Here is a 24,918-nt window from a genome sequence, read left to right on the forward strand (position 1 = left end):
AAAAACTCACGTTTTTTCGGGCTTTTTTCACGCTTTTTTTCACGTTTTTTATCGGGTTAAAATAAACTTTTTCATCGGCTATTTTTTCACGAATGCGGATAGGTCGGGCTTGTCGGGCATTTTCCGCTCACTTGGATGCACATTTTTTATTCTCACTGTTGGATGGTGAGGGAAAATGTTTATTGTGTCGTGAACGTTTTTATTCGTTGGCTACACTTTTAAAACCATATGCGACACGCACTCCACATGCGAGGTATGCGGAAACATATCCACAGGCTGAATATATTTAACCTCATACTTCGAACTTAACGTTTGTATATCTTTCGCCAAAGTGGACGGGTTGCAAGAAACATAGATCAACTTTTCCGGCTTTACTTGCAAAATGGTTTGAAGTAGCTGGTTGTCTAGGCCCGTTCTTGGTGGATCGACCACGATGACGTCTGGCTTCCAGCCCTTTTTCACCCACTTTGGTAGGACTTCTTCCGCTTTACCCGGAACGTATTTTGTATTGGTGAATCCGTGACGCTTGGCGTTTTTCTTTGCGTCATCAATCGATTCTGGAATTACGTCCATGCCGCGCACTTCTGCCGCCTGATCCGCCAGCCATAATCCGATTGTACCTACACCACAATACGCATCAACAATCTTTTCTTTACCTGTAAGAGCTGCTGCCTTTTTAACCTCGTCGTAAAGTTTAACGGTTTGAATCGGATTTAATTGAAAGAACGTTCTTGCCGACAGCTCAAACTGCAGGTCCCCTAGTGTCTCTTGGATAAACTCTTCACCAGCTAGCGCAAGGGTTTCCTCTCCAAAAATCAGCGACGTTTTTTCACCGTTGATGTTTTGGACAATCGATTTTACCTTTGGAAGTCTTTTTTGAATTTCTTCTATTATTAACTCCGTTTTCGGCAGTTCTTTTTGTGTAGTAATCAGGACAACTTGTAGCTCTCCCGTTTCTACTCCTACACGGGCAACAATTGTTCTAACAATTCCCTTACCTGTTTTTTCATTATAAATAGGAATTTGCAGGTCCTCTAGGATTGATTTTACCTTAGAGACCGCTTCGTTTGTTTGCGAATGCTGAACCGCACAATGTTCGATATCAATGAGCTGGTGCGAATTCATGCCATATAATCCGGCTAACACCTTGCCATTTTTCTGAGCTACTTGAAAACTGCTTTTATTCCGGTAGCCCCATGGATTTTCCATTCCGATCGTTTCACGAATATCCAGCTTGTTGACTGCTAGTTTCGTATGTCGTTCCAGTGATTGAATGATGATGTCGCGTTTTTCTTTTAATTGCTGACTATACTGTAAATGCTGCAGCTGACAGCCTCCACATTGCTCATAAAACGGGCATGGCGCTTGTACACGATGCGGTGATTGGATACGGATTTTCTTTATTTTTGCCTCAGCGAATTTAGGATTGATTTTCGTCGCCTCAACGACTACCTCTTCACCCGGAAGTGCTCCAGGTACAAACACGACTTGCTTTTTAAAATAGCCGACGCCTTCTCCATTAATCCCTAGTCTTTTGATTGTTAACGGGAACGTCTGCTTCGGTTGAATTTTTATACTTTGCTCGGTTTTCATATATTCACTCCATTATTCAAGGCTTCTCCATAAATACAAAGAAGCGTAGCTTAGATAAGGCTCCCAGCCTTGTTTATAGTGTTCCATTTCTTCAAAAGTTGGCTTTGTCTCCAACTTGTACAATTTCTTCAGTGCATTTTGAATGCCTATGTCAGCCATCGGGAAAAGATTAGGCCTCCCCAGACCAAACAATAGGAAATTCTCGACTGTCCACCTGCCAACCCCACGAATTTGCGTTAATTTATGAAAAATTTCTTCGTCAGTTAACATTTTGAGAGCCTGTAAGTCCAGACCCTTTTCGATGATTTCCTTCGCAATTTGAATCATGTATTCCGCTTTTCTACCGCTGAATTGGAGCTCACGTAGTTGTTCTACAGTAAGGCTAGCTACTTTTTCAGGTGGAGGAAAAAACCAAACACCGTCAATCTCATAGCCATATGTTTTAACAAAGCGCTCCGTTAATCGATAGGCAAACGTCATATTAATCTGCTGGTGGATAATACACTTGATGAGGCTATCAAAGAGACCGAAATCAAGAACGAGCGGTGTGCCAATGTATGTGTCGAAGATTTCCTTAAGGTCGGTTTGTTGAAAATGATTATGGATTGGTTTTAAGGATATGTTCCATTGAAAAAGTTCGGATATATGTTGTATGACAGCTTCTTTATCCGTTTGTCCTTTTACGGTAAATGCAGGCTGATTGACAGAACCAATTGCCGTCACATCAATAACCTGTGAGTGGTTGCCAATAACCACTGGTACTCTGATCGACCGTGCATCTATATCTACCTGTTTCAATGGATCTGGTTTATGCCTCTTTAGCACACTATCGAAATTATAAGGATCTTCGAAATGAATCTCTTCTCTCCACACGGGCCGATTCCATCCTTTAGTATTTTCCCCGTATTATAGCACGAAAAATATTGAAAAGGGAAAAACCGAATTTCTTTGGAAATTCGGTTAGTCGATTATTCTTTAAACTCATCAAGGCTCTTGAATTTATAGCCTCTCTTTTTCAAATCCTTAATCGCTTTTTCAAGCGCATCTGCGTTATCCTGTGAAATGGAATGCAGCAGCATCACGCAGCCGGGATGAGCCTGTCTCATAATGTTGTCATAGGCATATTGCCAGCCCCTCTGTTGATTGACATTCCAATCAACAAACGCAAGCGACCAAAAAACATGAGTGTACCCTTCTTCTTTGGCGATCTGTAAGGTTCTTTCACTGAAAACCCCACGTGGTGGACGAAGATATTTCATCTTTTTTTGTCCGGTGATTTCTGTTGTTCTTTTCTTTACTTTTGCCAATTCTTCACGAACTCGTTCGTCACTAACAGCCGTAAAATCAGGATGATGCCAGGAGTGATTTCCAATGATATGGCCTTCTTTTACTATACGTTTGGACAGTTCCTGCTGAGATTCTAAAAAATGCCCGGTGACAAAAAAGGCAGCTGGTACTTTTTCTTTTTTTAATACATCAAGAATTTTCGGCATTTGACCGTTCTCGTACCCGCTATCAAAAGTAAGATATAGGATTTTGGCGTTAGGGTTTCCTTTGTAAAACGCCCCGTATTTAGCCAATATCTGATCGTAGGCGGCACCCGCTTCTGGCGGCTGCTCATTGACAGATTTTTTAAAGCCCCAATGAATGGGTTGATTGGAGACGGCTGCATATGACATTTGCGGAAGGATTAGTAACCCCGCAATCAGCAGACCAATAAATCTTTTCATCCATGTTCCCCCTATTTTGTTTTTTTTAGTGTTTGTTTTATTGGGAAAAAGATTATAGGAAATCTTTGGGTTGGTGGTAGATACGGCCTTTTGTGGTGCCTATGTATGGGAAATGTAAAAAGGAGAACAAATAGGTTGCTGCTCTTGTTGAGGGGAGATGTAGAAATTCACGTAATTCAAGGTTTGTAATGGTGGGACCAAAAATCAGGAAATATTCTTTAATGTCTTTGAGGTGCGCATCTTTCGATAAAATTTTACACGACGGACATTCCCAATGTCGTCCTTTATAATCCATTGGGGTAAAGAGACATATAGGACATCGGACACCTGTAATAATATTATTTTTATTAATACCATATGTCTGTATTATATCTATTCTAAGCGGAGTATGTTTATTTAGCAGTAATTTCTTCATTCTACTTATTGTTTTCTGGTCTATGCAATCCTGTTTATATCCTTTACTATGTTCAATTATTTTCATTAATAAGTTATCAGCTTTACATATTCTTTTTTGAGCTTCATTGTAACCTTGGGTGATTTGTAAACTCGCTGATTGATTTGTGAAAGAAACTAAGTTTTCAATGGGAGTAAGTGGTATTTGGTGTTTATCAAAGAAATTATTAAGTAGGATTTTATGTCGGTTAACTTGATCGAGGGGATTGGAGTAGATTTTAACTGTTTCATTGAAGGTTTGAGTTAATTGATGTTTTTCAATAAGAATGTCTCCTGAAAAATTCTTCCCTTCAATTATAAATCCTAATTTAGTGGAAAAGAGCACTGCATCCATTTGGAAGAATGTATCCCCAATTGGAAGGCGAAGGCCTTGAAAAATATGATATTGCTTTGGGGGTAACAAGCTTAAATAGTACTTAAGTGTCTTTTCTCCTCTGTAACCTGAGCTTAGAATAATCCTTTTTTCTTCGATTTCTGATCTTATTACAAGATTTTCCGATAATCTGTTCAATATTGCTTCATGTTGTTGTAAAATAATGGGCTTAACTAAGTCTAATTCAAACAAAAAAATTCCTCCTTTATCTTTTATAGTTTAAATTCTTCTTGGAGCTATAAAAACCTAGGTCTAAAATTGAACATTTTAAGACTCTTTTGTTTTTTCTACACGTTTTAGAGGGAATTCTACACAAATTCATTAGAATTCTACACGATTTTGGATTTTTTCTACACGACTAATCAATAATTCTACACATATCCACAACTTTTCTACACACTTTTAGGATAATTCTACAAATTCAACCTCAAGCAAAAAAAAAGGCCAAGCACACAAGTGCCCAACCCCCAAACAAAATCAAATCCACACAATCCTATTTAAAAACCGGCTCCTTAAACTGCGCCAATTTTTCCAATGAAGACTTATCCACATCAGCGTGTAAGCTGTTACCGTGAGAATCCATCGTTACAACGGCAGTGAACCCTTCAACGCGAAGATGCCACATCGCTTCAGGAATACCGAATTGCATTAAATCCACGCCTTCAACGCCCTTGATACAGTCAGCATAATACTGAGCCGCACCGCCGATTGCGTTCAAGTACACCCCGCCGTGCTCCTTCAACGCAGCCAACGTTTTCGGTCCCATACCGCCCTTACCGATTACGGCGCGGATTCCGAACTTCTTCATGATGTCACCTTGATATGGCTCCTCACGAATACTTGTTGTTGGCCCAGCCGCCTTAACGTGCCACTGACCAGCTTCGTCCTTCAACATAACCGGACCACAGTGGTAAATAACTTGCCCATTTAAATCAACTGGTGCGTCGTGATCGCTTAAATATTTGTGGATCGCGTCACGGCCTGTGTATATTAATCCGTTAATTTTGACCACATCGCCGACTTTCAACTCACGGATTTGTTCCTCCGTAATTGGTGCCTGCAACGTGATAACACGTTCAGAATCGCCAGCCGATGCAGCAGCCGTTTCCTTCGCTGCCTCACCCTCTGCGAAATCAATGAACTCACCATCTTGGTATGCCCATTCTGTGATTTCACCTGTCATAGGATCCACACTTACGCCTAAACGGCGGAATGCCCAGCAGTTATAAGCAACAGACACATAGAAGCTTGCAGGAATACGGTTCATTACGCCAACTTTACAGCCTAACAAGGTAGCTTCCCCACCGAAGCCCATTGTGCCGATTCCAAGCTTGTTCGCATTTTCCATAACATACTCTTCAAGCTTACGAAGATCTTCATTTGGATTCACGTCATCAACAGATCGGAATAACTGTTCTTTCGCTAAATCATAGCCAGATGAACGGTCCCCACCGATACCTACGCCGATAAAACCAGCGCTGCATCCTTGTCCTTGAGCCTGGTAAACGGAGTGCATAACACACTTACGAATACCATCAAGGTCTCGGCCCGCGCGGCCAAGTCCATCTAATTCACATGGAAGGCTATATTGAATATTTTTATTTTCACAACCGCCGCCTTTTAAAATCAAGCGGACATCGATATAATCCTTTTCCCATTGGTCAAATTTCATAACCGGAAGGCCTGCACCTAGGTTATCTCCACTGTTTTCACCAGTTAATGAGTCAACAGAGTTAGGGCGAAGCTTTCCTTCTTTCGTCGCAAGGACAATCGCATTCTTAATTGCTTCTTTCATCACTAATTGGTTTACACCAACAGGAGTTTTAATTTTGAACGTTGGTAAACCTGTATCCTGGCAAATAGGTGATACTTGATCGTCTGCCATTTTGATGTTGTTCGTGATGGTAGCAAGGCTCATTGCCGCACTTGTACCGGCATTTTCAAGTTCCTTGGCTTTTTTTACAGCCCGGCGGACATCCTTAGGAAGCTTTGTAGACGTTTCAACGATTAGCTTGTACATGCTTTCTTGAAATTTTTCGATATTCAATTCGAGTACCCCTTTCCCTCTGTTCCCAAAATGTATCTATTTTCAATTTTATAACTTTTTCACGTTACCATTATACTCCTATACTCACGTGAATTAAAGGATTTGCTTGCAAACGAATTCATTCCATTATGAGGAAATTCTCTCCCCTCCTCAAATAAAAAGAGCCTGCTTATTAAACAGACTCTGGAATATCGCGATTATTAAATTCCTTACATTTAGACTCCATATCATCCAACATAGAGATTAAACGATCAATATCCTCAAGATCCGTATCTTCCGGATCAATTGCATCAAGCACATCGATAAACATATTTAAACGCTGTTTTAAAAAAGTAACTTGTGTGTTTTTATCTTGTAATGGACTGCCCAAGCTGCTCGCTCCTTTCGTGTTCCGTTTCATCCTATCGTAAATAGACGGTTGTTGGCAATAGTTATCCTTATTTTACCCAACTTTTAGAAAAGAAACTCACCATCCACCTGCAAAAAAGACCCCTGCAACCATTAAGCAGGAGTCATCTCTCAAAGTCATCGTGGACGCTCAGAAGCAGCAAACCCAAATGATACATAATCTTGAACAGGAATCCAAGCGCCAATTCCTTGTGATGTCACGTTCTTAACAACAATAAACTTTTTACTGCCCTTAAGCATCAAATACACTTCACCGTAAGTCACTTTACCTTTTTCATTTACCCCAGGTGCATACGCATAAAGGTAACCTAAGCGGTTTGGCGGGATATTGTAAATATGATCATTTTTGGTTCCAGCACCGATGATCGTCTCAAAGGCCAATGGAAGACGCGTCTTTTCCATCGCCTTTAACAGCATCATCTTTTTCACATCTTCAGGATTAGCAATTTTGGCAGTCAGGCCACCTCTAACGATTTTTTGAGCCTCTTGCACATACTTAATTTGGTATGGCACTTTTCCGCCACGGTTATCAAAATAATTGGTGTTAATTTTTTGGTACTCCCAATTCGGAGAGGTCTCCGTTGACTCATAGTTTAATGGCCATTGTCCGAGATAAATAATGGCTCGGTATCCAAGTGCAAACGGAGTGCTGTTGATACTTGACTCATTGAGCATACGAATTAAATCTGGATTTTGAATCTTTACTTTAGAAGAGTTGATTAGTTTTTTTGTTAATTCACTCGGCTGCAATAAAGGTAAGTCCTGTGTTGAATTCGGATACGTATTTTCCTTCGTGATATTTCGAACCGAGGCTGGAACTTGATACTTCACCTGGTCCTGTGCTTTTTGAGCGAAAGCAGATGGAATAAAGGTTAGCATTAATAGCAGTGTCATCAGAATCGATACATTTCTCTTCACGAGTTAAACTCCTTTCACTAATAGCATTACCATGTCTGATATTAGTTTTTTCGGAGTTCATAAATATTATCCATTCAAGCAATTAATTTCAATATTTCGCCTGCAGCCGAACCATTAATTTTTCAAAAAAAGGAAAAAACAGCTGAATAGCCGGGCCTACTGTAAATGTAATAATAATTGTTCCATATGAAATCGGTCCGTGTAATAAGAAGGCGGGAATTAATGCGGTAATCTCACCGATGGTTTTTGCCATCATTAAATTCACACGAAAACGTTCCTTTATGGCTAACATAAAGTTATCAATTGGACTCTGCGGAAATTTCGCCTGAATATAAATCGCCGCACCAAATCCGATAATTAAAATTCCTACCAAGAGCATCGCTAGTTTTGCAATAAATCCATGTACTTCAAATAATTCAAAGAACGTCATCAGCCAAAAATCAACTAAAGACCCAATCACTATAATTGTAAAAAGTGAAAGGATTGCCGGTCTTCTCTTTAATAGTAAGGAATTGACAATAACTAAAATAGCCCCATCAATCATGACCCATTTCCCTACTGATAACCCTATCTTCTCTGTTAAGGCTACATTCAGTGCATCCCATGCACCTACCCCAATTTCCGCTACCTTAATAGTCATACATACACCAAAAGTCATAATGACTAAGCCAAAAATAAAAAATAATAGCCTGATAAAAAATTTCATCGGTTTCTCCTTTAACATTGGTAAAAAAGTAATGTAAATGTAATAATCTGATTATTTACAAAATTCTAACTTGGATTTATAATAAACTTAACCTTTAAAAAAGGAGGGCAGTAATCAATCGACTACTTATACTTAATTGACTAAGGAGGTTGGGATTCCCGTCTTATATGAAATTCAACACTCGTGTTTTTATTGTCTATAACTAAACATGAAGGTTGGTGGTTGATGGTCCCAAAGAAATACGATTGATTTTTGAACCCTAGAAATCATGCTGTTTTATTATAGCATAGCCATTTAAAATTACTTCGTACATTTTAAAAAAGTGAAAAAAAGAGACTCTAGGCCAGTTAGCTTAGAGTCTCTTTCAGTTTTGTTAGAGTAGATAAAACCCAATGCCCATGATGACATAGGCTGCTAGCAATGTTAATCCTTCAAACCAGTTCGATTCTCCGTCGTTGGAGATAACGACCATTAATAGGACCGAAGAAACCATGGCGATTAATTCCTGCCAGCTAAATAAAAGCGGCATGGTGGAATCAAAGAACAATGAGACCAAAACGAGTACTGGTAAAACAAACATGGCCACTTGCAAAGTGGAACCGATCGCAATTTCAACTGCTATGTCCATTTTATTTTTATAAGCCATAACAATCGCAGATGCGTGTTCTGCCGCATTCCCTACAATCGCTACGATAATGACCCCGATAAACAATTCGGACCAGCCGAAGGTATCGCCTACATATTCAAAGGTATGTACAAGATGTTCAGATATATATCCAACCGCAACGGTCGCAATCGCTAGGATAGCAATCGCTTTTCCTTTGCTCCATTCCGGCTCTTCTTCCTCATGTGCTGCATGCTCATTATTTGACTGATACACGCCACGGTGCGTTACCAGTTTAAAAAATAAGGCAGCCAGATAGAGAAGTATCAAAATAACGGAAATTCCAATACTTAATGAAAGAGTTTTTGTCTCATTCATGTTCATGGCAAAAACCTCAGGAATAACAAAGGCAATAATCACAGCAAACATAAGTAGACCAGAATTATGGCGGGCATCATACACATTAAATTGCTGACGTTTGAATTTTATGCCGCCAATAAAAAAGGAAAGCCCTGCGACAAGTAGTAAATTTCCTAATACAGATCCAGTTAATGAAGCAAGAACCACTCCCACAAGTCCCGCCTTCAAGGCGAATATCGAAATAATCAGCTCAACTGCATTTCCGAAGGTGGCATTTAACAACCCGCCAATCCGCGGCCCCGCTACGATAGCCAAACTTTCTGTTGCTCTCCCCATATAGCTTGCTAGCGCAATAATAGTTAAACAGTACACTATAAATAAAACAATATATGACCAATGCATCAGCGTTCCTATAATGGATAATGGAACACCAATGAATGTCATGAGCATAAAGATTTTGTTCGTCACTACGTTACCTCCAAATATTATTTTCAACTATTATATATGTTTTTTCTATTTTCCCCTAAATTTTCCTTTAAAACATAAAAAAATTCAATTCCTTTTTCTCTTGCAAATCTTGATTTTTCTCGTTACCATTATTTAGGAACAATTTAAACAATTTGAAATTCGGAAACTGGAGAAAGTATCATGAATAAAATGTATTTACGGTTTTGGATATTGGTCAGTATCGTGGCCATTTCTGGTTTTTCTCAAGGTATGCTTTTGCCGCTGATTGCCGTTATTTTTGAAAAAAGTGGGGTTTCTCCTTCATTAAACGGTTTCAATGCTACAGCACTTTATATCGGAATTTTACTGGTCTCTCCGTTTATGGAATGGCCCCTAAGAAAATATGGGTATAAACCGGTTATTATTTTCGGTGGCGCACTTGTCTTTCTATCATTAGCATTATTCCCTTTATGGAAGACCTTTTGGTTTTGGTTTGTTTTAAGATTATTGATTGGTATAGGGGATCACTCCCTCCATTTCGCCACTCAGACCTGGATTACTTCGTTCTCACCACCTGAAAGACGAGGGAGAAATATCTCATTATACGGCTTATTTTTTGGAATTGGCTTTGCCACTGGACCATTAATGACACCGTTAGTGAATGTCAATGAAGCCTTACCATTTATTGCATCTTCCATTCTATGCTTAATTGGCTGGGGATTTGTTTTTCTTTTAAAAAATGAACTACCTGAACAAGAAGTAGCGATTAACTCTTTTCTAGGAACAATTAAGCAATTTAGAAAAGCCTTAAAGTATGGTTGGGTGGCCTTCTTACCTCCCTTTTCTTATGGATTTTTGGAATCATCATTAAATGGCAGCTTTCCTGTTTATGCTTTAAGAATGAATATTGATGTTTCTAGTGTCTCCATCGTTTTATCTGCCTTTGCCATTGGAAGTATTATTACCCAGCTACCGTTAGGCATGTTAAGTGATCAATACGGTCGGAGAAATATTTTAATTACAGTGCTTTTCCTAGGCTTTTTCAGTTTTACCGCTGCGAGTTTTATGGAGCATTCCACTATCGGACTTTCAGTTACCTTTCTTATTTCTGGAATGGTTGTTGGGTCGACCTTCTCTCTCGGCATAAGTTATATGACCGACTTGGTACCTAAAGAACTACTTCCGACAGGAAACTTATTATGCGGTATTTTCTTCAGTCTAGGCAGTTTAATGGGACCCATCATCGGAGGTTTATTTATTAAATACCTGCAAGATGTAAGTTTCTTTTACATTATTAGTACAATGCTTTTAGTTTTATCAGTTATCATCTTTTCTTTTGGCAAAAAATCATATCTACTGGTTGAACAACAAAATTCATAAGGATTTATATGAAGCAAGTTGATATTCATTGAATAGAATGTATGGTAAGATTAAATCAAATAGAAGTAAGAATTTTCGCTGTCATCCATTGATGACAGCTTTCGTGTTTTTTAGGGGTAATGAGTTTGATTATTCTTCTCAATTGGAAAAAAACTATGGACAAAGAGAATTTAAGGAGGGAGAAACAGATGAGTTCAGAAGCAAAGTCATTAAGCAAGGGAATTCAGGAACCGAGCTTTTTAGAAAAGATCAAACCACATGCAGAACTAATTGCCGCTGGCCTCAGCGGGGTATTGATAGCGGCCGGCTGGCTTCTTGATCAATACGGGCAAGGGGCTGATTCCATCGTTGCCTATCTGTTGGCATTTGTTATAGGCGGCTTCGCAAAAGCCAAAGAAGGGATCGAGGCAACCTTTGAGGATAAAGAATTAAACGTAGAAATGCTGATGATTTTTGCTGCCGTTGGATCAGCTATCATCGGCTATTGGACAGAAGGGGCTATCCTCATCTTTATTTTTGCAGTAAGTGGTGCCCTTGAGACCTACACAATGAATAAGAGCCACAAAGAAATCTCTTCTTTAATGGAGCTTCAGCCAGAAGAAGCCCTCTTGATATCAAATGGCTATGAAAAACGAGTCCCTGTTTCAGAACTTGCTGTTGGCGATCACATTCTAATCAAGCCCGGTGAGCGTGTCCCTTCTGACGGAATGATTATCAAAGGACAAACCAATATTGATGAAGCGGCAATTACGGGTGAATCCATGCCTGTTTCCAAGGGAGAACTAACAGAAGTCTTTGCAGGAACAGTAAATATGACAGGCTCAATTACTGTTGAAGTAACAAAATCAAGCAATGATACATTGTTTCAAAAAATAATACAGCTTGTTCAATCAGCCCAAAGTGAAAAATCTCCTTCTCAGCTTTTCATTGAACGCTTCGAAGGAGCTTATGTAAAGGTTGTCTTGCTTGTTGTTTTGGCCATGTTTTTTGTTCCCCATTTTTTACTTGGTTGGAGCTGGCATGAATCGTTCTATCGGGCTATGATCCTATTGGTTGTCGCTTCTCCTTGTGCGTTAGTTGCATCAATTATGCCTGCTACCCTATCCGCTATTTCTAACGGAGCCAAACATGGAATTTTAGTTAAAGGCGGTGTCCACCTAGAAAATCTAGGTCATTTAGGAGCAATTGCTTTTGATAAAACAGGGACACTTACGAAAGGAAAACCAGAAGTAACAGAGGTCATCGTAAAAGAGGGATTAGATAAAGAAAGTTTGATTTGGAAGGCTGCCTCTATCGAAAGCCATTCCAATCATCCTTTGGCACAAGCGATTGTAAAATTCGTGAAGCATAACACCCAGAAAGAACTTTTTCATCCAGACAGCCTCGAAGATGTTCCCGGCTGGGGCGTAAAGGCGGAAATCAAGGGCGAACAATGGAAAATTGGTAAGGCCGCTTTTGTCGGGAAAGAAGCGGTCGACAGGTTCTCAGGTGGAAAAGCAAAAGAACTTGCTAGTCAAGGAAACACACTTGTGTTTATCGAAATTAATGGAGAGCTTAGCGCGTTGATTGCCTTAAAGGACGTTGTTCGTGAAGAAACAAAGGTTGCAATCGACCATCTAAAGAAACAAGGAATCCGTACTGTTATGCTTACCGGTGACAGTGAAAAAACAGCTCGAGCGATTGCGGCTGAGAGTCATGTTGATGAAGTGTTTGCAGAATGCCTACCAGAGGAAAAAGTGGAGCATCTTAAAGCTTTAAAATCGAAGTACACTACAGTAGCGATGGTTGGGGATGGAATCAATGATGCCCCTGCTTTGGCCATTGCCAATGTCGGAATTGCCATGGGGGAAGGTACGGATGTGGCCCTAGAAACAGCAGATATTGTTTTGATGAAAAATGACTTGCCAAGAATAGCCGAGGCCGTCAATTTATCGCAGCGGATGAACAGAATTATTAAACAAAACGTTGTGTTCTCGATTTCTGTTATCATGCTCCTGATTTCATCGAATTTTTTCCAGGTTCTCGACCTGCCATTTGGTGTCATCGGCCACGAGGGAAGCACCATCCTGGTTATATTGAACAGCTTAAGATTGTTAAAATCTTAGGAGGCAAAGGTAAAGGAGGTTGACTCGGGAGTCACCCTCCTTTCTTTCATTAGTGGTAGCCATTCGAACCATTGGCTGATCCAGATGTTTTATTTCCTTTACTACCCTTGCCTTTTTGCTTTGTGCCGCCATCTTTTTTCGTATGTTTGGTCATCGCTTTTACCCTCCCTTACTATGGGGTTGTCCTTCCTTCATAGTTTGAACAGAAGAAGTATTTTCATGAAGGGAAAGTATTAGCAATTTGTCTTATTTTTCTCACTGTAAAAAGCATTGATTTCCCCGCCCAAAATAATAATGAAAGCAGAGATATATAACCAAATCATTAACACAATAATCGCACCAATACTGCCGTAAGTAAGGGAGTAATTAGTGATATTTCCAACATAAAAAGATAAGCCAATGGAAGAGATAATCCAGCCAACCGTGGCAAATGCTGCACCTGGAAAAGCACTGCGGCATTTTAGTTTTACATTGGGTGCAATCCAGTACAGGCCTGTGAAAATGAGAAACAGTATGATTGCACTCACTAGCCAGCTTAAGGCGTTCCAAAGCTTAATAAATTCTGTTGTATAACCTAATTGCGAAAAAAGAAACAGACCTATTTCTCTACCGAATACGGGTATGATAAGGGCAAGGATAAAAACAAAAATCATCCCGAATGTTAAGAATATAGCTGTTCCTCTTGCCACGATGAATGAGCGGCTTTCCTTGACGTTATACGCTTTGTTAAAAGCTCTCACAATCGCATTAATTCCATTGGATGCGGACCAAATAGTCCCGATAATTCCAAAAGATAATAGTCCACCATTACGATGGTTCATGATTTCATTCACATTTTTATCAATGAGATTAATTGCCTCTGCCGGCGCAAAGTCTCTAATCATCCCCAGCATATCCTCATGCGGAAACGGTATGTAGGGCAGTAGTGTAAATATTACGATAAGGAGTGGAAACAAAGAAAGTAGTAAAAAATAGGCCAATTGCGCACTTAATCCAGGAAGGTCGTCTTCTTCAATCCTGTGCCAAAGTAATTTTAGCAAAGATGAGCGTATATTTGCTGCTTTGTCCATTTCCTTCCTCCCTCTATTTATTCGTTATCTCTTCTCCAAGAACATCCTCTAATAAGTCATCTTCCTCGCTCTTAGCGAATGTCTCTTTCGTTTCTTTAATGATATCCGTCACCTGAGGTGTTAGTTCACGTAACTCGTCCACTTTGTCCGTAATATAGGCAATATCCTCACTCACTTGCTCAAAGGTTTCCTTAAGCTTAGAAGCCGTCCCCTTCACCTTATCGGCAATTTCTCCTGGGTTTCTCGCAATGTAGGATACCTTTCTAGACGTCTTTAAGACATTTTCTTTCATCGCCTGACGGGTTGGTTTATCTAGTAAGCTGATGGCTCCACCAGCGATTGCACCAATCAGCATGCCCCTCCAAAATTGATTCTTCTTTGTCATCTTAAACTCTCCTTAATCCTAGTAATTATCATTCATCTTTTTTAAAAAACAATGCCAAAGATTCCCTACATTTATTTTGCGTTATCTCCGTTACCTATGCAAGTCCGCGTTCTATTTTATACCCATTCTTTAACGAGATTAATCGTATGAATTTAAGAGAAGATTATATTGACAGATCATTTTTAACATGAAAAGATGAGATATATGAATTCGGAAAGGGTGACCGAAATGAATCTATCAGAAAAATCGATCGAAAATGTGGAATATATGATTGAACAAATAAAAGAAAAATTAAAGGTATTGAACCTTGGGGCTATTAAACCTTCTCACTTTGATGAAGAAATGTACGAAGAATTAAAAGAAATTTATGAAATGGTTCTAAAAAAGAACTCTTTCAGTCCTAATGAAATGCAGGCATTAGTTGAAGAATTAGGTAGTCTGAGAAAAAACAAATAAATAAAATGAGGTTGACTCCAAGGAGTCAACCTCATTTTATTTTTGCTCTGTTAAGATAATAGGGCCATCCTTAGTAACGGCAAGTGTATGCTCATATTGTGCTGAATATTTTCCGTCTACAGTTCTTGCGGTCCAGCCATTCGTATCCATCTTCGTTTGATATTGACCGATATTCACCATTGGCTCAATCGTAAAGACCATTCCTTCTTTAATCCTGGCCCCTTTTCCTGGCAGCCCGTAATGAGGAACATCCGGTTTCTCATGAATCACAGCCCCAATGCCATGTCCAATAAAGTCCCTAACAACCGATAATCCTTCACTTTCCACATAGGTTTGAATCGCATGCCCAATATCACCGATTCGATTGCCGACAACGGCCTGCTCAATTCCTTTATATAGTGCTTCCTTTGTCACTTTTAATAAATGCTCTGTTTCCTTAGAGACATTTCCTACTGCATAAGACCACGCAGAGTCCGCTAAGGCACCATTATAATTTACGACCATATCGATGGTAACAATATCTCCTTCTTTTAATGGCTCTTTTCTTGGAAAGCCATGGCATATTTCATCATTGATACTTGCACATGTTGCATATTCATAGCCTTTGTATCCTTTTTGCTCTGGGGTTGCCTTGTGTTCGGTTAAGAATTTATTGACAAACTGGTCAATTTCCCAAGTAGTTACTCCTGGCTTAATTAATTTAGCAATTTCCTTATGACAGGCCGCAAGGATTTCTCCAGCCTTTTTCATCGCTTTAATTTCACGTGGTGATTTCAGGACAATCATTCTTTTCCCTGCCTTTTTGATTATTTTTATGTATAGTAAGCTTTACAGTAAGTAAAAGAAGTTTAAGATACATTCTCATTTGGAAACACTATTAATATTAACTCGAATCCGTCATTTTTTCAAAAGAACTTCTTACCCGTGGGTTTTTCAAGATGACCATTTTATAATATTCACTATTTTGTCATATTCCTTCGTTCTTAATATGGTACTTTTTCATTCTTTTTGATAGAATTAACGTATAAATATGTTTAATAGGTGTGTGAATGGAATGATTGGTGATCGCGTAAAAAAATTTCGCTTAGAAAAGAAGATGTCTCTTTCAGAACTTGCAGAGCAAGCTGGGGTCGCTAAGTCTTATTTAAGCTCTCTGGAGAGAAACCTGCAAAAAAATCCATCTATACAATTTCTCGAAAAAATTGCTGCCGTTTTAAATCTACCCGTCGAACATTTAATTCATGAACAAATTAACAAGGATGATTTAGACAGTGAATGGATGAACTTAGTTAAAGAAGCTATGGGTTCTGGGGTTTCAAAAGAGCAATTTCGTGACTTTCTAGAATTTAATAAGTGGAGAATAAATCAAAATAATAGTAATGATTAATTTTATTCTATAAAGAAGAAAAGCATTCTACAAAAGAAACCTCTTTTAGTAGAATGCTTTTTTAAATATGTAACAAGTTAGTTCTTTTGAACTTCTTGGTGGAGGAAATCACGAACATCTGTAATAGATAAGCCAAGTTCTTTTGCTTCTAAAATTAGCGCCATCCATTCCTGATCAATTACATCCACGTCTCTCTCTGCAATAATCATTTTTTCTCCCCCTAAAATACACATAGTATTCCAGGTAACCCGGCCATCATAGCAAGAAAGGCCTGCCTTAGATCCTCGGCTTTGCGTCCCTACTTTTCAACAGGTTTGCCTTTTTCTGTTTATTCTACAACTTAAGTATTGCATTCTTCCATTTTTATATTATTTATCTAGGTATAAATACTTAATACTAAATGATATGTTCATTATATCTAGTCCTTTTATATTAGGTTGTTGTTTTTTGTCTTTTTTTTATAATTTTCAAACTACTTTTATACACAAATTATCCTATTTTTCTACAAAAACTCCCTTTTCCCTCCACTTTCAGTAAAAGAAATTAAAAAAAGAAGGATATTAGGTCAAATCCTCCCTTTAAAATAGTATATTATTTGCCGCCTTTTACTGCTGCAATACGAGCACCTATTTTGGCATTATGTTTTACCAGTGCAATATTTGCTTCTAAACTTGACCCTGCTGTTAGCTCTTTTACCCTGCTTAAGAGGAAAGGTGTGACCTCTTTACCATGAATCCCTTTACTTTTTGCCTCGTTTAAAGCAATCTCTATAACATTATTAATTAAAGCTTCATCCATTGCATAGGGTTCTGGAATGGGGTTGGCAATGACGATTCCACCTTCTAAACCTAAATCCCATTTAGTCTTCATTAATGCTGAGGCTTCCTCTGGTGAATCCACTCGGAAATTTACTTTATAAGGGCTTGTTCTCGTATAAAAAGCTGGCAGAATCTCTGTTTGATAACCAACGACGGGCACTCCGTTGGTTTCTAAATACTCCAATGTTAAGCCTAAATCAAGAATTGATTTTGCTCCAGCACAAACGACTGCTACATTTGTTTTTGCTAATTCCTGCAAGTCGGCGGAAATATCCATTGTTACTTCTGCGCCGCGGTGAACACCGCCAATACCACCTGTCACAAACACGTTAATTCCACCCATTTGTGCACAAATCATGGTCGCTGCAACCGTTGTGGCCCCGTGTTTTTGTGTTGCGATTATGTAGGGAAGATCCCGCCTGCTAGCTTTCATGATCTCCTTACTAGTGCCTAAGAATTCTAATTCCTCATCAGATAAACCGATTTTGATTTTCCCATTAATGATGGCAATAGTTGCTGGTACAGCGCCATTCTGCCTGATAATTTCTTCTACTTCTCTTGCAGTCTCTATATTCTGAGGGTACGGCATTCCATGTGAAATAATCGTCGATTCAAGTGCAACAATTGGCTTCCCTTCTCTTTTTGCTTCAAGTACTTCCTCTGAAAAGGACAGGTATGCTTGGTTCATCGTTTGGTGACCCCTTTACTAAAGTATTTCTGGTAGGTTTCAAGTAAGGATTGCTGGTTTAATTCGGGATTTACCGTTTCATTTGAATGAATGGTTATCAATGAGCATGAAAGACCAATTTTACAAGAATCTTCGGTACTCAAACCCTTAAGATATCCAAATATAATTCCGGCAATGAGAGAATCGCCTGCCCCAGTTACATCCACAATAGGAACAGTTGGAGGTATTAACGCTCCCGCTTCGCCATCCTTTGTATAATAAATTAATCCCTTCTCACCTCGGGTAATAACTACTTTCTCCACACCTTTTTTCATAATGACTTCAGCTGCTTGGTAGAAGTCTCCTTCTGATCTTATTTCTAGGTTGGATAACGCCTCTGCTTCTTTATGGTTGGCTACAAGCCAGGTTACACCTTCAAGGGATGCTGGGAGCTTTTCTGTTTTAGGAGCGGAAACTGTAGCAATACAAATAGGTTTGTTGAAGTTTTTACAGTCAGTAATTACTTGTTGAATGATGTTTTTTGGAAAGTTTGTATCTAATAAAATCATTTTTGACTGTTCTATATGCATCCATATCTCTTCAAAAATGGTATCTTTCACTTCATCATAAATAGCCATATCGGCTAGTGCGATTTCCATTTCACCTAATGGATCAAGTACGGCAGTATAAGTGCCAGTAGATTTTCCTTGTATGATTTGTGTAGGGCATACTTCTACAAAATGTTTAGTGTTTTCTAGGAGCCATTCCCCTTCAGGATCTGAGCCAACATATGCAAACAGAGATGCTTTTAGACCTATTCGGCCTGAGTTTTCTGCAATATTTCTTGCGACTCCTCCCCGTGACATGGAGCTTATGGCTGGGTTTGATGTTCCATACTTCAACTGTTTAATCGCCTGAATTTTACGGTCTACATTCGCTCCACCAATACAGAGAATATCAAAAATGATTGCTTCCTCTTTGTTCATTGTTAGCATCCACTCCTTAAGATCCTTTGTTAAGCAAGTCAAAATTTCAAAATATTCCCTACTCATATAACTATTACGATACGTATCTTGAAAATCCTGTTATAAAAATAGAAAAACATTTTGCTATTTGAATACACTGCTTAGCAACAAGGATTTATGTTAATAAAATTTGTCTAAAATGTGACAGATAACATATAATATAAACAACATATAAATATACTAAATATTATTAATATTCAAAATAAAGGTCGGTGTTTAATGCTATGACTGTGATTCATGTTTTAAATTACTCGATTCCGATTGCGTTTATGGTGTTTGCTGGTTTTCTACTCGACCGTATGTGCAAACCGGCCAAACAGGAAGACGCCTCGACTGGTGAGACTTCAGGGGGAGAAATAAAATAAAGCTGGTGAAAGTGTATGCGCCCACTTTCACCAGCTTTTTTTGTTAGCTTTATTAATTTGTATCAAGCGAGAACGACCCTGCGTGACCGATTTGCCTTTTCCACATGCTTTTGGGGCTCTTAGACCTCTTCTTCGGACCGGTTTGCCTATACTACGTGCCTTAATTGCCTTGTGGAAATAATTTAGTTCGCTTAGACGGGGGCTATGAGACCGTTCTGCCTGTTGGAGAAGGGCTTTGGTCGCTTAGACCGGGGTATGAGACCGAACTACCTGATGGAGAGGGGGTTTGGTCGCATACACGGGTTCTATGCGACCGTACTGCCTAATGGAGAAGGATTTTGGTCGCTTAGACGGGGGCTATGAGACCGTACTGCCTCATGGAGAAGGGGTTTGGTCGCTTAGATGGGGGCTATGAGACCGTACTGCCTCATGGAGAAGGATTTTGGTCTTATAGACGGGGGCTATGAGACCGAATTGCCTCATGGAGAAGGATTTTGGTCTTATAGACGGGGGCTATGAGACCGAATTGCCTCATGGAGAAGGATTTTGGTCTCATAGACGGGGGCTACGAGACCGGTGTGCCTTTTCCACTACCTTTGGAGGCACGTATACCTTTTCCACAACCTCTTGAGGCACGTAGATCACTTCTACGTTACTGATTCCTCACTTTAGCACCCACCTTGGGCACGTAAAGATCTCTTATATTAATATCTTATTTTCTTCTGTACCTTGTGCTCATAATTTTTAAAAATGGCGGAGTTCGTTTTAACCCCTCGTTTGGACATTAGTTGGTTAAACCAAAGGAGTTTTTCGTTTAATTTCTTTTGGAGGCTTTCTTTCTCATTGGAGTCATCACATTTCTTCATTAAATCCTCGATCGTCATCATTTCTTGCCGCAACTGACCTTCTTCCTGGGTATATCCTGCATTTTTCAGCAATTTGTAGGCCATACGGAGCTCCTCAGGAATTCCCGATAAATCCTCTAATTGCAATGGTTTACCCAATCCTGGCAGATTTTCAAATTCACCATCTTGATAAGCCTTTTTTATGCGGTCTTCTGAGACAATGTGAAACAGATCCATGCTTTAGACCTCCTTATTATTACCATTTTCCCTATAGTAAGTATATCAAGTCACGTCTAATAATTAAAATGGCAACCTAGTTCAATCCGTAATTATTTTACGAAGATTTGGGAATGCTACATGCGTAGATGAAAGGAGTGTTGATTTTGTCACGCGGAGAACATTTTAACCATAAGAACAAGAATCATCCTGGTAATTTTCCACAAGATAGCTTAACCGAGAAAAAAGGAAAAGAAGCAGTTGGGGATGAAGAATTCCTAGTAGTAAGAGAAGCATTTAAAAATAGAGTCGAGAATGAAGAAGAATATCGCGGCGATACTGCCCGATTGCTATCTGAACAGGATCAGACAGAGTAAAAGGCGTGAGTTTTCACGCCTTTTCCAATGCACATTAATATTGTTCTTTTTCCAAACTGAACTCTTTTATAAAATGAGAAATCTCAATTTCTTTTAGCCATTTAGCCGCTTTCTCAATATCCTTTGAGAACACGCGGTCTTGTTTAATGGAAGCTACTTGCTCGCGTCCCTTTTCATAGAATTCTTTTGTTTGAGTAGCCATTTTTTCAATCCCACGAATCTCAACCGCCTGCATGGCACAAATCAATTCAATAGCTAACACTCTTCTAACATTTTGAATGATTTGATACGCATGCCTAGAGGCAATGGTTCCCATACTCACATGGTCCTCTTGGTTAGCTGAGGATGGAATCGAATCCACACTCGCTGGATGTGCTAGTGTTTTATTTTCTGATACAAGTGCCGCAGCAGCATACTGCATAATCATTGCACCTGATTGCAAACCAGGCTGTGGGCTTAGGAATGCCGGTAAATCATTTAATTGCGGATTCACTAAGCGTTCAATTCTCCGCTCTGAAATATTGGCCAATTCTGCAACTGCAATTTTCATAAAATCCATCGCAAAAGCAATTGGCTGTCCGTGGAAGTTTCCTCCCGAAATGACTTTTTCCCCATCATCAAAAATTAAGGGATTATCGGTTGCTGCGTTCATTTCTATTTCTAATTTTTCTTTTACATAATCCAAGGCCTGCCATGATGCACCGTGAACTTGCGGGATACAACGTAAGGAGTAAGCATCCTGTACTCTCAACTCGCCTTGCTGAGTCGTTAATAAACTATCACTTAAATAACCACGAATTCTTCGCGCCGTATCAATTTGCTGTTTGTAGCCCCTTGCTACATGAACTTCTTCCGCAAAGGCGTCAATAATACCATTCAATCCTTCAATTGTCATAGAAGCGATCAGTTCGCTTTCATACGCCAGCTGCTCTGCTTCTAGATAACCAACCACACCCATGGCTGTCATCGCCTGTGTCCCATTAATTAGAGCCAGGCCTTCTTTTGCCTCTAATGTAACTGGTAGGATTCCTTCTTGTTGAAGAGCACCCATAGACTCCATCCGATTTCCTTTATAAAAAACTTCCCCTTCCCCAATTAAGACTAAAGCAAGGTGGGACAGCGGCGCTAAATCACCGCTGGCACCTAAAGAACCCTGTTGCGGAATAACAGGAATTATCTCCAGATTAACTAACTCTAAAAGTTTTTCAATAATAATCGGTCTAACCCCAGAAAAACCCTTAAGCAGTGCATTAGCACGAAGAAGGACCATTGCTTTAGAAACAATCTCAGGAAATGGTTCTCCCACACCACATGCATGTGAGCGAATTAAATTTAGCTGAAGGTCCTGAACATGATTTTTATCAATTAACACATCGCTGAACTTTCCAAACCCAGTCGTAATCCCATATACTACTTTCGATTCTGAAACAATTCGATCAACAGCTTCTCTACTCTTTTTAACGGCATCCATACTCTTCTCTGAAGCGCGAACCTTTTGACCGCGGTATAATACTTCCTTCATTTGTTCTAGCGTTAGACTTTCACCTGTTAATGTAATCATTTTTCTCGCTCCTCTACCACTTTAATATAATAAAGAAAGAGGCTAGACTCCTTATCATCTTAGATTTGGAATCCAGCCTCTTTTATAATTGATTTTAAATATGGAATTGTTTTTTGACGATTGCTCATGAAAATCATTCCATTCAAATTTATTATTATGATTATAACTATTGTATGAGAGGAAAACTCAACATGTCAACTAAATTTTCTGAATTTTAGTACAATAATACTTTAGCAGAATAACGAACGAAAGGAATGTACAGTTCCTCTTATAAGTAAAAAAGCGCTAATCCTTGTTACGGGATAGCGCCTTATTAAATATGGAATTAATCAAACTTTAATCCTTTTAATGCTTCTGCCAACGCATTGTTTATAGGTTCTTCCTCTTTGTGCTGGTTTTTCAAATATTTTTGTACTGTACGTTTATCGACCTTTCCACCTGATTCTTTTTTGCGACGTGCCTCAAAAGCAGAAAGTTTTTCACGATATCCACACTTACATGCGAAGATTTGCCCTTCCCCTTCACCACGCAATTCTAGTTTCTTATGGCATTGTGGGCAGCGTGCATTTGTTACGCGGGAGACATTTTTACGATGTCCACATTCACGATCTTGACACACGAGCATTTTACCTTTTTTACCGTTCACTTCAAGCATCGGTTTTCCACAGTCTGGACATGATTTTGTGGAAATATTATCGTGCTTATATTTCTTATCACTGGCTTTAATTTCAGCAACGATTTCTTTTGTGTAGTTTTTCATTTCGTTGATGAACACGTCTTTTTTTAACTTGCCCTGAGCTATTTTATCAAGCTTTTGTTCCCACTCCGCTGTCAATGTAGGTGATTTTAGCTCTTCAGGAACTAAATCCAACAATTGACGACCTTTAGAAGTAATATGAATGTCATTGCCACGCTTTTCAATTAAGAATGAATTGAATAGCTTGTCAATAATATCAGCACGTGTCGCAACAGTCCCTAGTCCACCAGTCGATTTCAAGGTGTCTGCAAGTTGCTTATTTTGTGTGTCCATATACTTCGTTGGATTTTCCATCGCTGACAGTAATGTCGCCTCAGTAAATCTAGCCGGCGGTTTAGTTTGACCTGAAGTTTGTGCGATTAATTTTACGTTTAATGTATCCCCTTTTTCGATACGAGGTAATATTTGCTCTTTCAGATCATCTGTATTATCGTCGTCATCAAGTCGATTATTGTACACTTCTTTCCAACCCATCGATAGAATGGTTTTTCCCCTTGCAACAAAGTTCTCCTCACCAATTTTTGCACGAAGGGTTAATTGCTCGTACTCGAATGCGGGGAATAACACAGCTAAGAATCGCTTTACCACTAAGTCATAAATTTTTCGTTCTTTATCTGTGAAGGCTGAGAAGTTTACATATCCTTCTGTTGGAATAATTGCATGGTGATCAGATACTTTACTATCATCGACGAATGCTTTCGAAGCCTTTATCGGCTTACTTAAGATTTTATTGGTTAATGGACGGTATTCTCCCACTCCACACGCTCTCAACCGTTCAGGAAGCGTTCCGACAATATCTGAAGAAAGATAGCGAGAATCTGTACGAGGATACGTTAAAACTTTATGCTGCTCGTACAACTTTTGCATAATATTTAGTGTCTCTTTCGCAGAGTAGCCGAATATTTTATTGGCATCTCGCTGTAATTCAGTTAAGTCATAAAGACCTGGAGAAAAGGACTTCTTCGGCTTTTTCTCAATTTCTGTTACAGTAGCTTTATTGGTGCCTAGCTTTTTCACAATCGTATCTATTTTTTCTTTGTCAAAGCTACGACTGTTCCCTTTGGCATCTTGCCAAGTCAGCTTTAATTGCTCTGTAGTTTGAGCTTCAATGCCGTAATAGGTTTGTGCTTTGAAGTTTTTGATTTCTTCCTCACGTGCTGCAATGATCGCAACAGTAGGGGTTTGAACACGACCACAGTTCAATTGGGCATTGAACCTGGTGGTTAATGCCCGTGTTGCATTCAGACCGATGTACCAGTCTGCTTCTGAACGTGCGACAGCTGAAGCATATAAATTGTCATAGGCTTTACCAGGCTTCAGGTTGGCAAAGCCGTCTTTAATCGCTTTATCTGTAACAGATGAGATCCATAGACGTTTAATTGGTTTGTTGACTTTAACTTTATCAATAATCCAACGTGCAACTAATTCTCCCTCCCTGCCTGCGTCTGTTGCTACGATTATTCCATTAACATCACTTCTAGTCAGTTGACTTTTGACCGCATGAAACTGTTTTCCAGTCTGCTTAATGACTGTCAATTTCAAGCGGTCAGGCAGCATAGGTAGATCTTCTAAATTCCATGTTTTATATTTCACATCGTAATTTTCTGGGTCAGCAAGTGTGACTAGATGTCCAAGTGCCCATGTAACGATATATTTATCGCCTTCAAGAAACCCATTTCCTTTTTTATGACAATTAAGCACACGTGCAATATCACGTGCGACAGAAGGTTTTTCAGCAATTACAACACTTTTTACCAAATCTAAAACATCCTTTCAGGTTTTCGTATGTTAACTATAGCATACGTCCCATTTGGATTCAGTAATTCCGAAGTTTCCAATGTATTCCCTGCTTTTTTCTTGAATCT

The 24,918-nt window shown here is 39.2% G+C and carries 24 protein-coding genes and 1 riboswitch; of the genes, 6 read left to right on the forward strand and 18 right to left on the reverse strand.

Going from position 1 to position 24,918, the window contains the following annotated elements:
• Positions 1-210: 210 nt before the first annotated feature.
• The 9 genes from rlmD to cax form a co-directional block, all read right to left on the reverse strand.
• Positions 211-1,593 (reverse strand): 23S rRNA (uracil(1939)-C(5))-methyltransferase RlmD, encoded by a 1,383-nt coding sequence (gene rlmD, locus AA0X95_RS24745; RefSeq protein ID WP_413302789.1) that lies wholly within the window; start codon positions 1,591-1,593, stop codon positions 211-213.
• Positions 1,594-1,605: 12 nt separating this feature from the next.
• Positions 1,606-2,466 (reverse strand): DNA-3-methyladenine glycosylase family protein, encoded by an 861-nt coding sequence (locus AA0X95_RS24750; RefSeq protein WP_413302792.1) that lies wholly within the window; start codon positions 2,464-2,466, stop codon positions 1,606-1,608.
• A 95-nt stretch (positions 2,467-2,561) separates the two neighbouring features.
• Positions 2,562-3,323: a delta-lactam-biosynthetic de-N-acetylase gene (pdaA, locus tag AA0X95_RS24755; RefSeq protein ID WP_413302795.1), complete on the reverse strand. Its 762-nt coding sequence runs from the start codon at positions 3,321-3,323 to the stop codon at positions 2,562-2,564.
• A gap of 52 nt (positions 3,324-3,375) precedes the next feature.
• Positions 3,376-4,341: a nuclease-related domain-containing protein gene (locus tag AA0X95_RS24760; protein ID WP_413302798.1), complete on the reverse strand. Its 966-nt coding sequence runs from the start codon at positions 4,339-4,341 to the stop codon at positions 3,376-3,378.
• Positions 4,342-4,642: 301 nt separating this feature from the next.
• Complete coding sequence (locus AA0X95_RS24765; RefSeq protein WP_413302801.1) at positions 4,643-6,196, reverse strand: fumarate hydratase; 1,554 nt, start codon at positions 6,194-6,196, stop codon at positions 4,643-4,645.
• Positions 6,197-6,368: 172 nt separating this feature from the next.
• A complete protein-coding gene (locus tag AA0X95_RS24770) occupies positions 6,369-6,566 on the reverse strand; it encodes an SE1561 family protein (protein ID WP_308080863.1) in 198 nt (65 codons plus the stop codon).
• Positions 6,567-6,721: 155 nt separating this feature from the next.
• Entirely contained in the window at positions 6,722-7,483 is a 762-nt protein-coding gene (locus tag AA0X95_RS24775; protein WP_413310230.1) for a YfkD family protein, read from the reverse strand.
• A 127-nt stretch (positions 7,484-7,610) separates the two neighbouring features.
• Complete coding sequence (locus tag AA0X95_RS24780) at positions 7,611-8,228, reverse strand: YczE/YyaS/YitT family protein (RefSeq protein WP_413302804.1); 618 nt, start codon at positions 8,226-8,228, stop codon at positions 7,611-7,613.
• Positions 8,229-8,601: 373 nt separating this feature from the next.
• On the reverse strand, positions 8,602-9,648 hold the full coding sequence (gene cax / locus AA0X95_RS24785) for a calcium/proton exchanger (protein ID WP_413310233.1): 1,047 nt from the start codon (positions 9,646-9,648) through the stop codon (positions 8,602-8,604).
• 192 nt (positions 9,649-9,840) lie between these two features.
• Between cax and AA0X95_RS24790 the strand changes: the two genes are divergently transcribed.
• Together AA0X95_RS24790 and AA0X95_RS24795 are read left to right on the forward strand one after the other, a co-directional pair.
• Complete coding sequence (locus tag AA0X95_RS24790; protein WP_413302807.1) at positions 9,841-11,019, forward strand: MFS transporter; 1,179 nt, start codon at positions 9,841-9,843, stop codon at positions 11,017-11,019.
• Positions 11,020-11,207: 188 nt separating this feature from the next.
• Positions 11,208-13,124 (forward strand): heavy metal translocating P-type ATPase, encoded by a 1,917-nt coding sequence (locus AA0X95_RS24795; protein ID WP_413302810.1) that lies wholly within the window; start codon positions 11,208-11,210, stop codon positions 13,122-13,124.
• 233 nt (positions 13,125-13,357) lie between these two features.
• Here the strand turns inward: AA0X95_RS24795 and AA0X95_RS24800 are convergent, their stop codons facing one another.
• Together AA0X95_RS24800 and AA0X95_RS24805 are read right to left on the reverse strand one after the other, a co-directional pair.
• Positions 13,358-14,194: a YihY/virulence factor BrkB family protein gene (locus tag AA0X95_RS24800; RefSeq protein ID WP_413302813.1), complete on the reverse strand. Its 837-nt coding sequence runs from the start codon at positions 14,192-14,194 to the stop codon at positions 13,358-13,360.
• Between the two features lie 13 nt (positions 14,195-14,207).
• On the reverse strand, positions 14,208-14,579 hold the full coding sequence (locus AA0X95_RS24805) for a YtxH domain-containing protein (RefSeq protein ID WP_413302816.1): 372 nt from the start codon (positions 14,577-14,579) through the stop codon (positions 14,208-14,210).
• Positions 14,580-14,807: 228 nt separating this feature from the next.
• Between AA0X95_RS24805 and AA0X95_RS24810 the strand changes: the two genes are divergently transcribed.
• Positions 14,808-15,035: a DUF1128 domain-containing protein gene (locus AA0X95_RS24810; RefSeq protein WP_413302819.1), complete on the forward strand. Its 228-nt coding sequence runs from the start codon at positions 14,808-14,810 to the stop codon at positions 15,033-15,035.
• A gap of 36 nt (positions 15,036-15,071) precedes the next feature.
• On the opposite strand, the gene map is transcribed toward AA0X95_RS24810, so the two are convergent.
• Positions 15,072-15,821, reverse strand: a complete 750-nt coding sequence (map, locus tag AA0X95_RS24815; protein WP_413302821.1) for a type I methionyl aminopeptidase — start codon at positions 15,819-15,821, stop codon at positions 15,072-15,074.
• Between the two features lie 268 nt (positions 15,822-16,089).
• On the opposite strand from map, the gene AA0X95_RS24820 reads away from it, so the two are divergent.
• Positions 16,090-16,422, forward strand: coding sequence for a helix-turn-helix domain-containing protein (locus AA0X95_RS24820; protein ID WP_413302823.1), 333 nt, complete (start codon positions 16,090-16,092; stop codon positions 16,420-16,422).
• A gap of 77 nt (positions 16,423-16,499) precedes the next feature.
• Here the strand turns inward: AA0X95_RS24820 and AA0X95_RS24825 are convergent, their stop codons facing one another.
• From AA0X95_RS24825 to AA0X95_RS24835, 3 genes are all read right to left on the reverse strand, one after another.
• Positions 16,500-16,631 (reverse strand): anti-repressor SinI family protein, encoded by a 132-nt coding sequence (locus AA0X95_RS24825; RefSeq protein ID WP_413302825.1) that lies wholly within the window; start codon positions 16,629-16,631, stop codon positions 16,500-16,502.
• 30 nt (positions 16,632-16,661) lie between these two features.
• A riboswitch (cyclic di-GMP riboswitch) is annotated at positions 16,662-16,751 on the reverse strand.
• A 262-nt stretch (positions 16,752-17,013) separates the two neighbouring features.
• On the reverse strand, positions 17,014-17,928 hold the full coding sequence (locus AA0X95_RS24830; protein ID WP_413302828.1) for a pseudouridine-5'-phosphate glycosidase: 915 nt from the start codon (positions 17,926-17,928) through the stop codon (positions 17,014-17,016).
• Entirely contained in the window at positions 17,925-18,893 is a 969-nt protein-coding gene (locus AA0X95_RS24835) for a carbohydrate kinase family protein (protein WP_413302831.1), read from the reverse strand. The genes AA0X95_RS24830 and AA0X95_RS24835 overlap by 4 nt, the downstream gene beginning before the upstream one ends.
• 263 nt (positions 18,894-19,156) lie before the next feature.
• Here AA0X95_RS24835 and AA0X95_RS24840 point away from each other — a divergent pair, with 263 nt between their 5' ends.
• On the forward strand, positions 19,157-19,297 hold the full coding sequence (locus AA0X95_RS24840) for a hypothetical protein (protein ID WP_413302835.1): 141 nt from the start codon (positions 19,157-19,159) through the stop codon (positions 19,295-19,297).
• Positions 19,298-20,001: 704 nt separating this feature from the next.
• Here the strand turns inward: AA0X95_RS24840 and AA0X95_RS24845 are convergent.
• Positions 20,002-20,379, reverse strand: a complete 378-nt coding sequence (locus tag AA0X95_RS24845; RefSeq protein WP_413302838.1) for a DnaJ family domain-containing protein — start codon at positions 20,377-20,379, stop codon at positions 20,002-20,004.
• A 146-nt stretch (positions 20,380-20,525) separates the two neighbouring features.
• Here AA0X95_RS24845 and AA0X95_RS24850 point away from each other — a divergent pair, with 146 nt between their 5' ends.
• Positions 20,526-20,735: a hypothetical protein gene (locus AA0X95_RS24850; RefSeq protein WP_413302840.1), complete on the forward strand. Its 210-nt coding sequence runs from the start codon at positions 20,526-20,528 to the stop codon at positions 20,733-20,735.
• Between the two features lie 34 nt (positions 20,736-20,769).
• Here the strand turns inward: AA0X95_RS24850 and hutH are convergent, their stop codons facing one another.
• Complete coding sequence (hutH, locus tag AA0X95_RS24855; RefSeq protein WP_413302843.1) at positions 20,770-22,296, reverse strand: histidine ammonia-lyase; 1,527 nt, start codon at positions 22,294-22,296, stop codon at positions 20,770-20,772.
• 325 nt (positions 22,297-22,621) lie between these two features.
• The gene (locus AA0X95_RS24860) at positions 22,622-24,811 is read right to left on the reverse strand and encodes a DNA topoisomerase III (protein WP_413302846.1); all 2,190 of its coding nucleotides are present in this window, start codon (positions 24,809-24,811) and stop codon (positions 22,622-22,624) included.
• Between the last annotated feature and the right edge of the window lie 107 nt (positions 24,812-24,918).

Source organism: Neobacillus phoenicis (assembly GCF_047302305.1).
Classification (GTDB): domain Bacteria; phylum Bacillota; class Bacilli; order Bacillales; family Cytobacillaceae; genus Neobacillus.

Excerpts from the sequence above, each read along its gene's own strand:
- rlmD (WP_413302789.1), bottom strand. The coding sequence starts at position 1,593 with ATGAAAACCGAGCAAAGTATAAAAATTCAACCGAAGCAGACGTTCCCG.
- pdaA (WP_413302795.1), bottom strand. The coding sequence starts at position 3,323 with ATGAAAAGATTTATTGGTCTGCTGATTGCGGGGTTACTAATCCTTCCG.
- AA0X95_RS24775 (WP_413310230.1), bottom strand. The coding sequence starts at position 7,483 with ATGCTAACCTTTATTCCATCTGCTTTCGCTCAAAAAGCACAGGACCAG.
- AA0X95_RS24780 (WP_413302804.1), bottom strand. The coding sequence starts at position 8,228 with ATGAAATTTTTTATCAGGCTATTATTTTTTATTTTTGGCTTAGTCATT.
- AA0X95_RS24790 (WP_413302807.1), top strand. The coding sequence starts at position 9,841 with ATGAATAAAATGTATTTACGGTTTTGGATATTGGTCAGTATCGTGGCC.
- AA0X95_RS24795 (WP_413302810.1), top strand. The coding sequence starts at position 11,208 with ATGAGTTCAGAAGCAAAGTCATTAAGCAAGGGAATTCAGGAACCGAGC.
- AA0X95_RS24800 (WP_413302813.1), bottom strand. The coding sequence starts at position 14,194 with ATGGACAAAGCAGCAAATATACGCTCATCTTTGCTAAAATTACTTTGG.
- AA0X95_RS24805 (WP_413302816.1), bottom strand. The coding sequence starts at position 14,579 with ATGACAAAGAAGAATCAATTTTGGAGGGGCATGCTGATTGGTGCAATC.
- AA0X95_RS24810 (WP_413302819.1), top strand. The coding sequence starts at position 14,808 with ATGAATCTATCAGAAAAATCGATCGAAAATGTGGAATATATGATTGAA.
- map (WP_413302821.1), bottom strand. The coding sequence starts at position 15,821 with ATGATTGTCCTGAAATCACCACGTGAAATTAAAGCGATGAAAAAGGCT.
- AA0X95_RS24820 (WP_413302823.1), top strand. The coding sequence starts at position 16,090 with ATGATTGGTGATCGCGTAAAAAAATTTCGCTTAGAAAAGAAGATGTCT.
- AA0X95_RS24825 (WP_413302825.1), bottom strand. The coding sequence starts at position 16,631 with ATGATTATTGCAGAGAGAGACGTGGATGTAATTGATCAGGAATGGATG.
- AA0X95_RS24830 (WP_413302828.1), bottom strand. The coding sequence starts at position 17,928 with ATGAACCAAGCATACCTGTCCTTTTCAGAGGAAGTACTTGAAGCAAAA.
- AA0X95_RS24835 (WP_413302831.1), bottom strand. The coding sequence starts at position 18,893 with ATGAACAAAGAGGAAGCAATCATTTTTGATATTCTCTGTATTGGTGGA.
- AA0X95_RS24840 (WP_413302835.1), top strand. The coding sequence starts at position 19,157 with ATGACTGTGATTCATGTTTTAAATTACTCGATTCCGATTGCGTTTATG.
- AA0X95_RS24845 (WP_413302838.1), bottom strand. The coding sequence starts at position 20,379 with ATGGATCTGTTTCACATTGTCTCAGAAGACCGCATAAAAAAGGCTTAT.
- hutH (WP_413302843.1), bottom strand. The coding sequence starts at position 22,296 with ATGATTACATTAACAGGTGAAAGTCTAACGCTAGAACAAATGAAGGAA.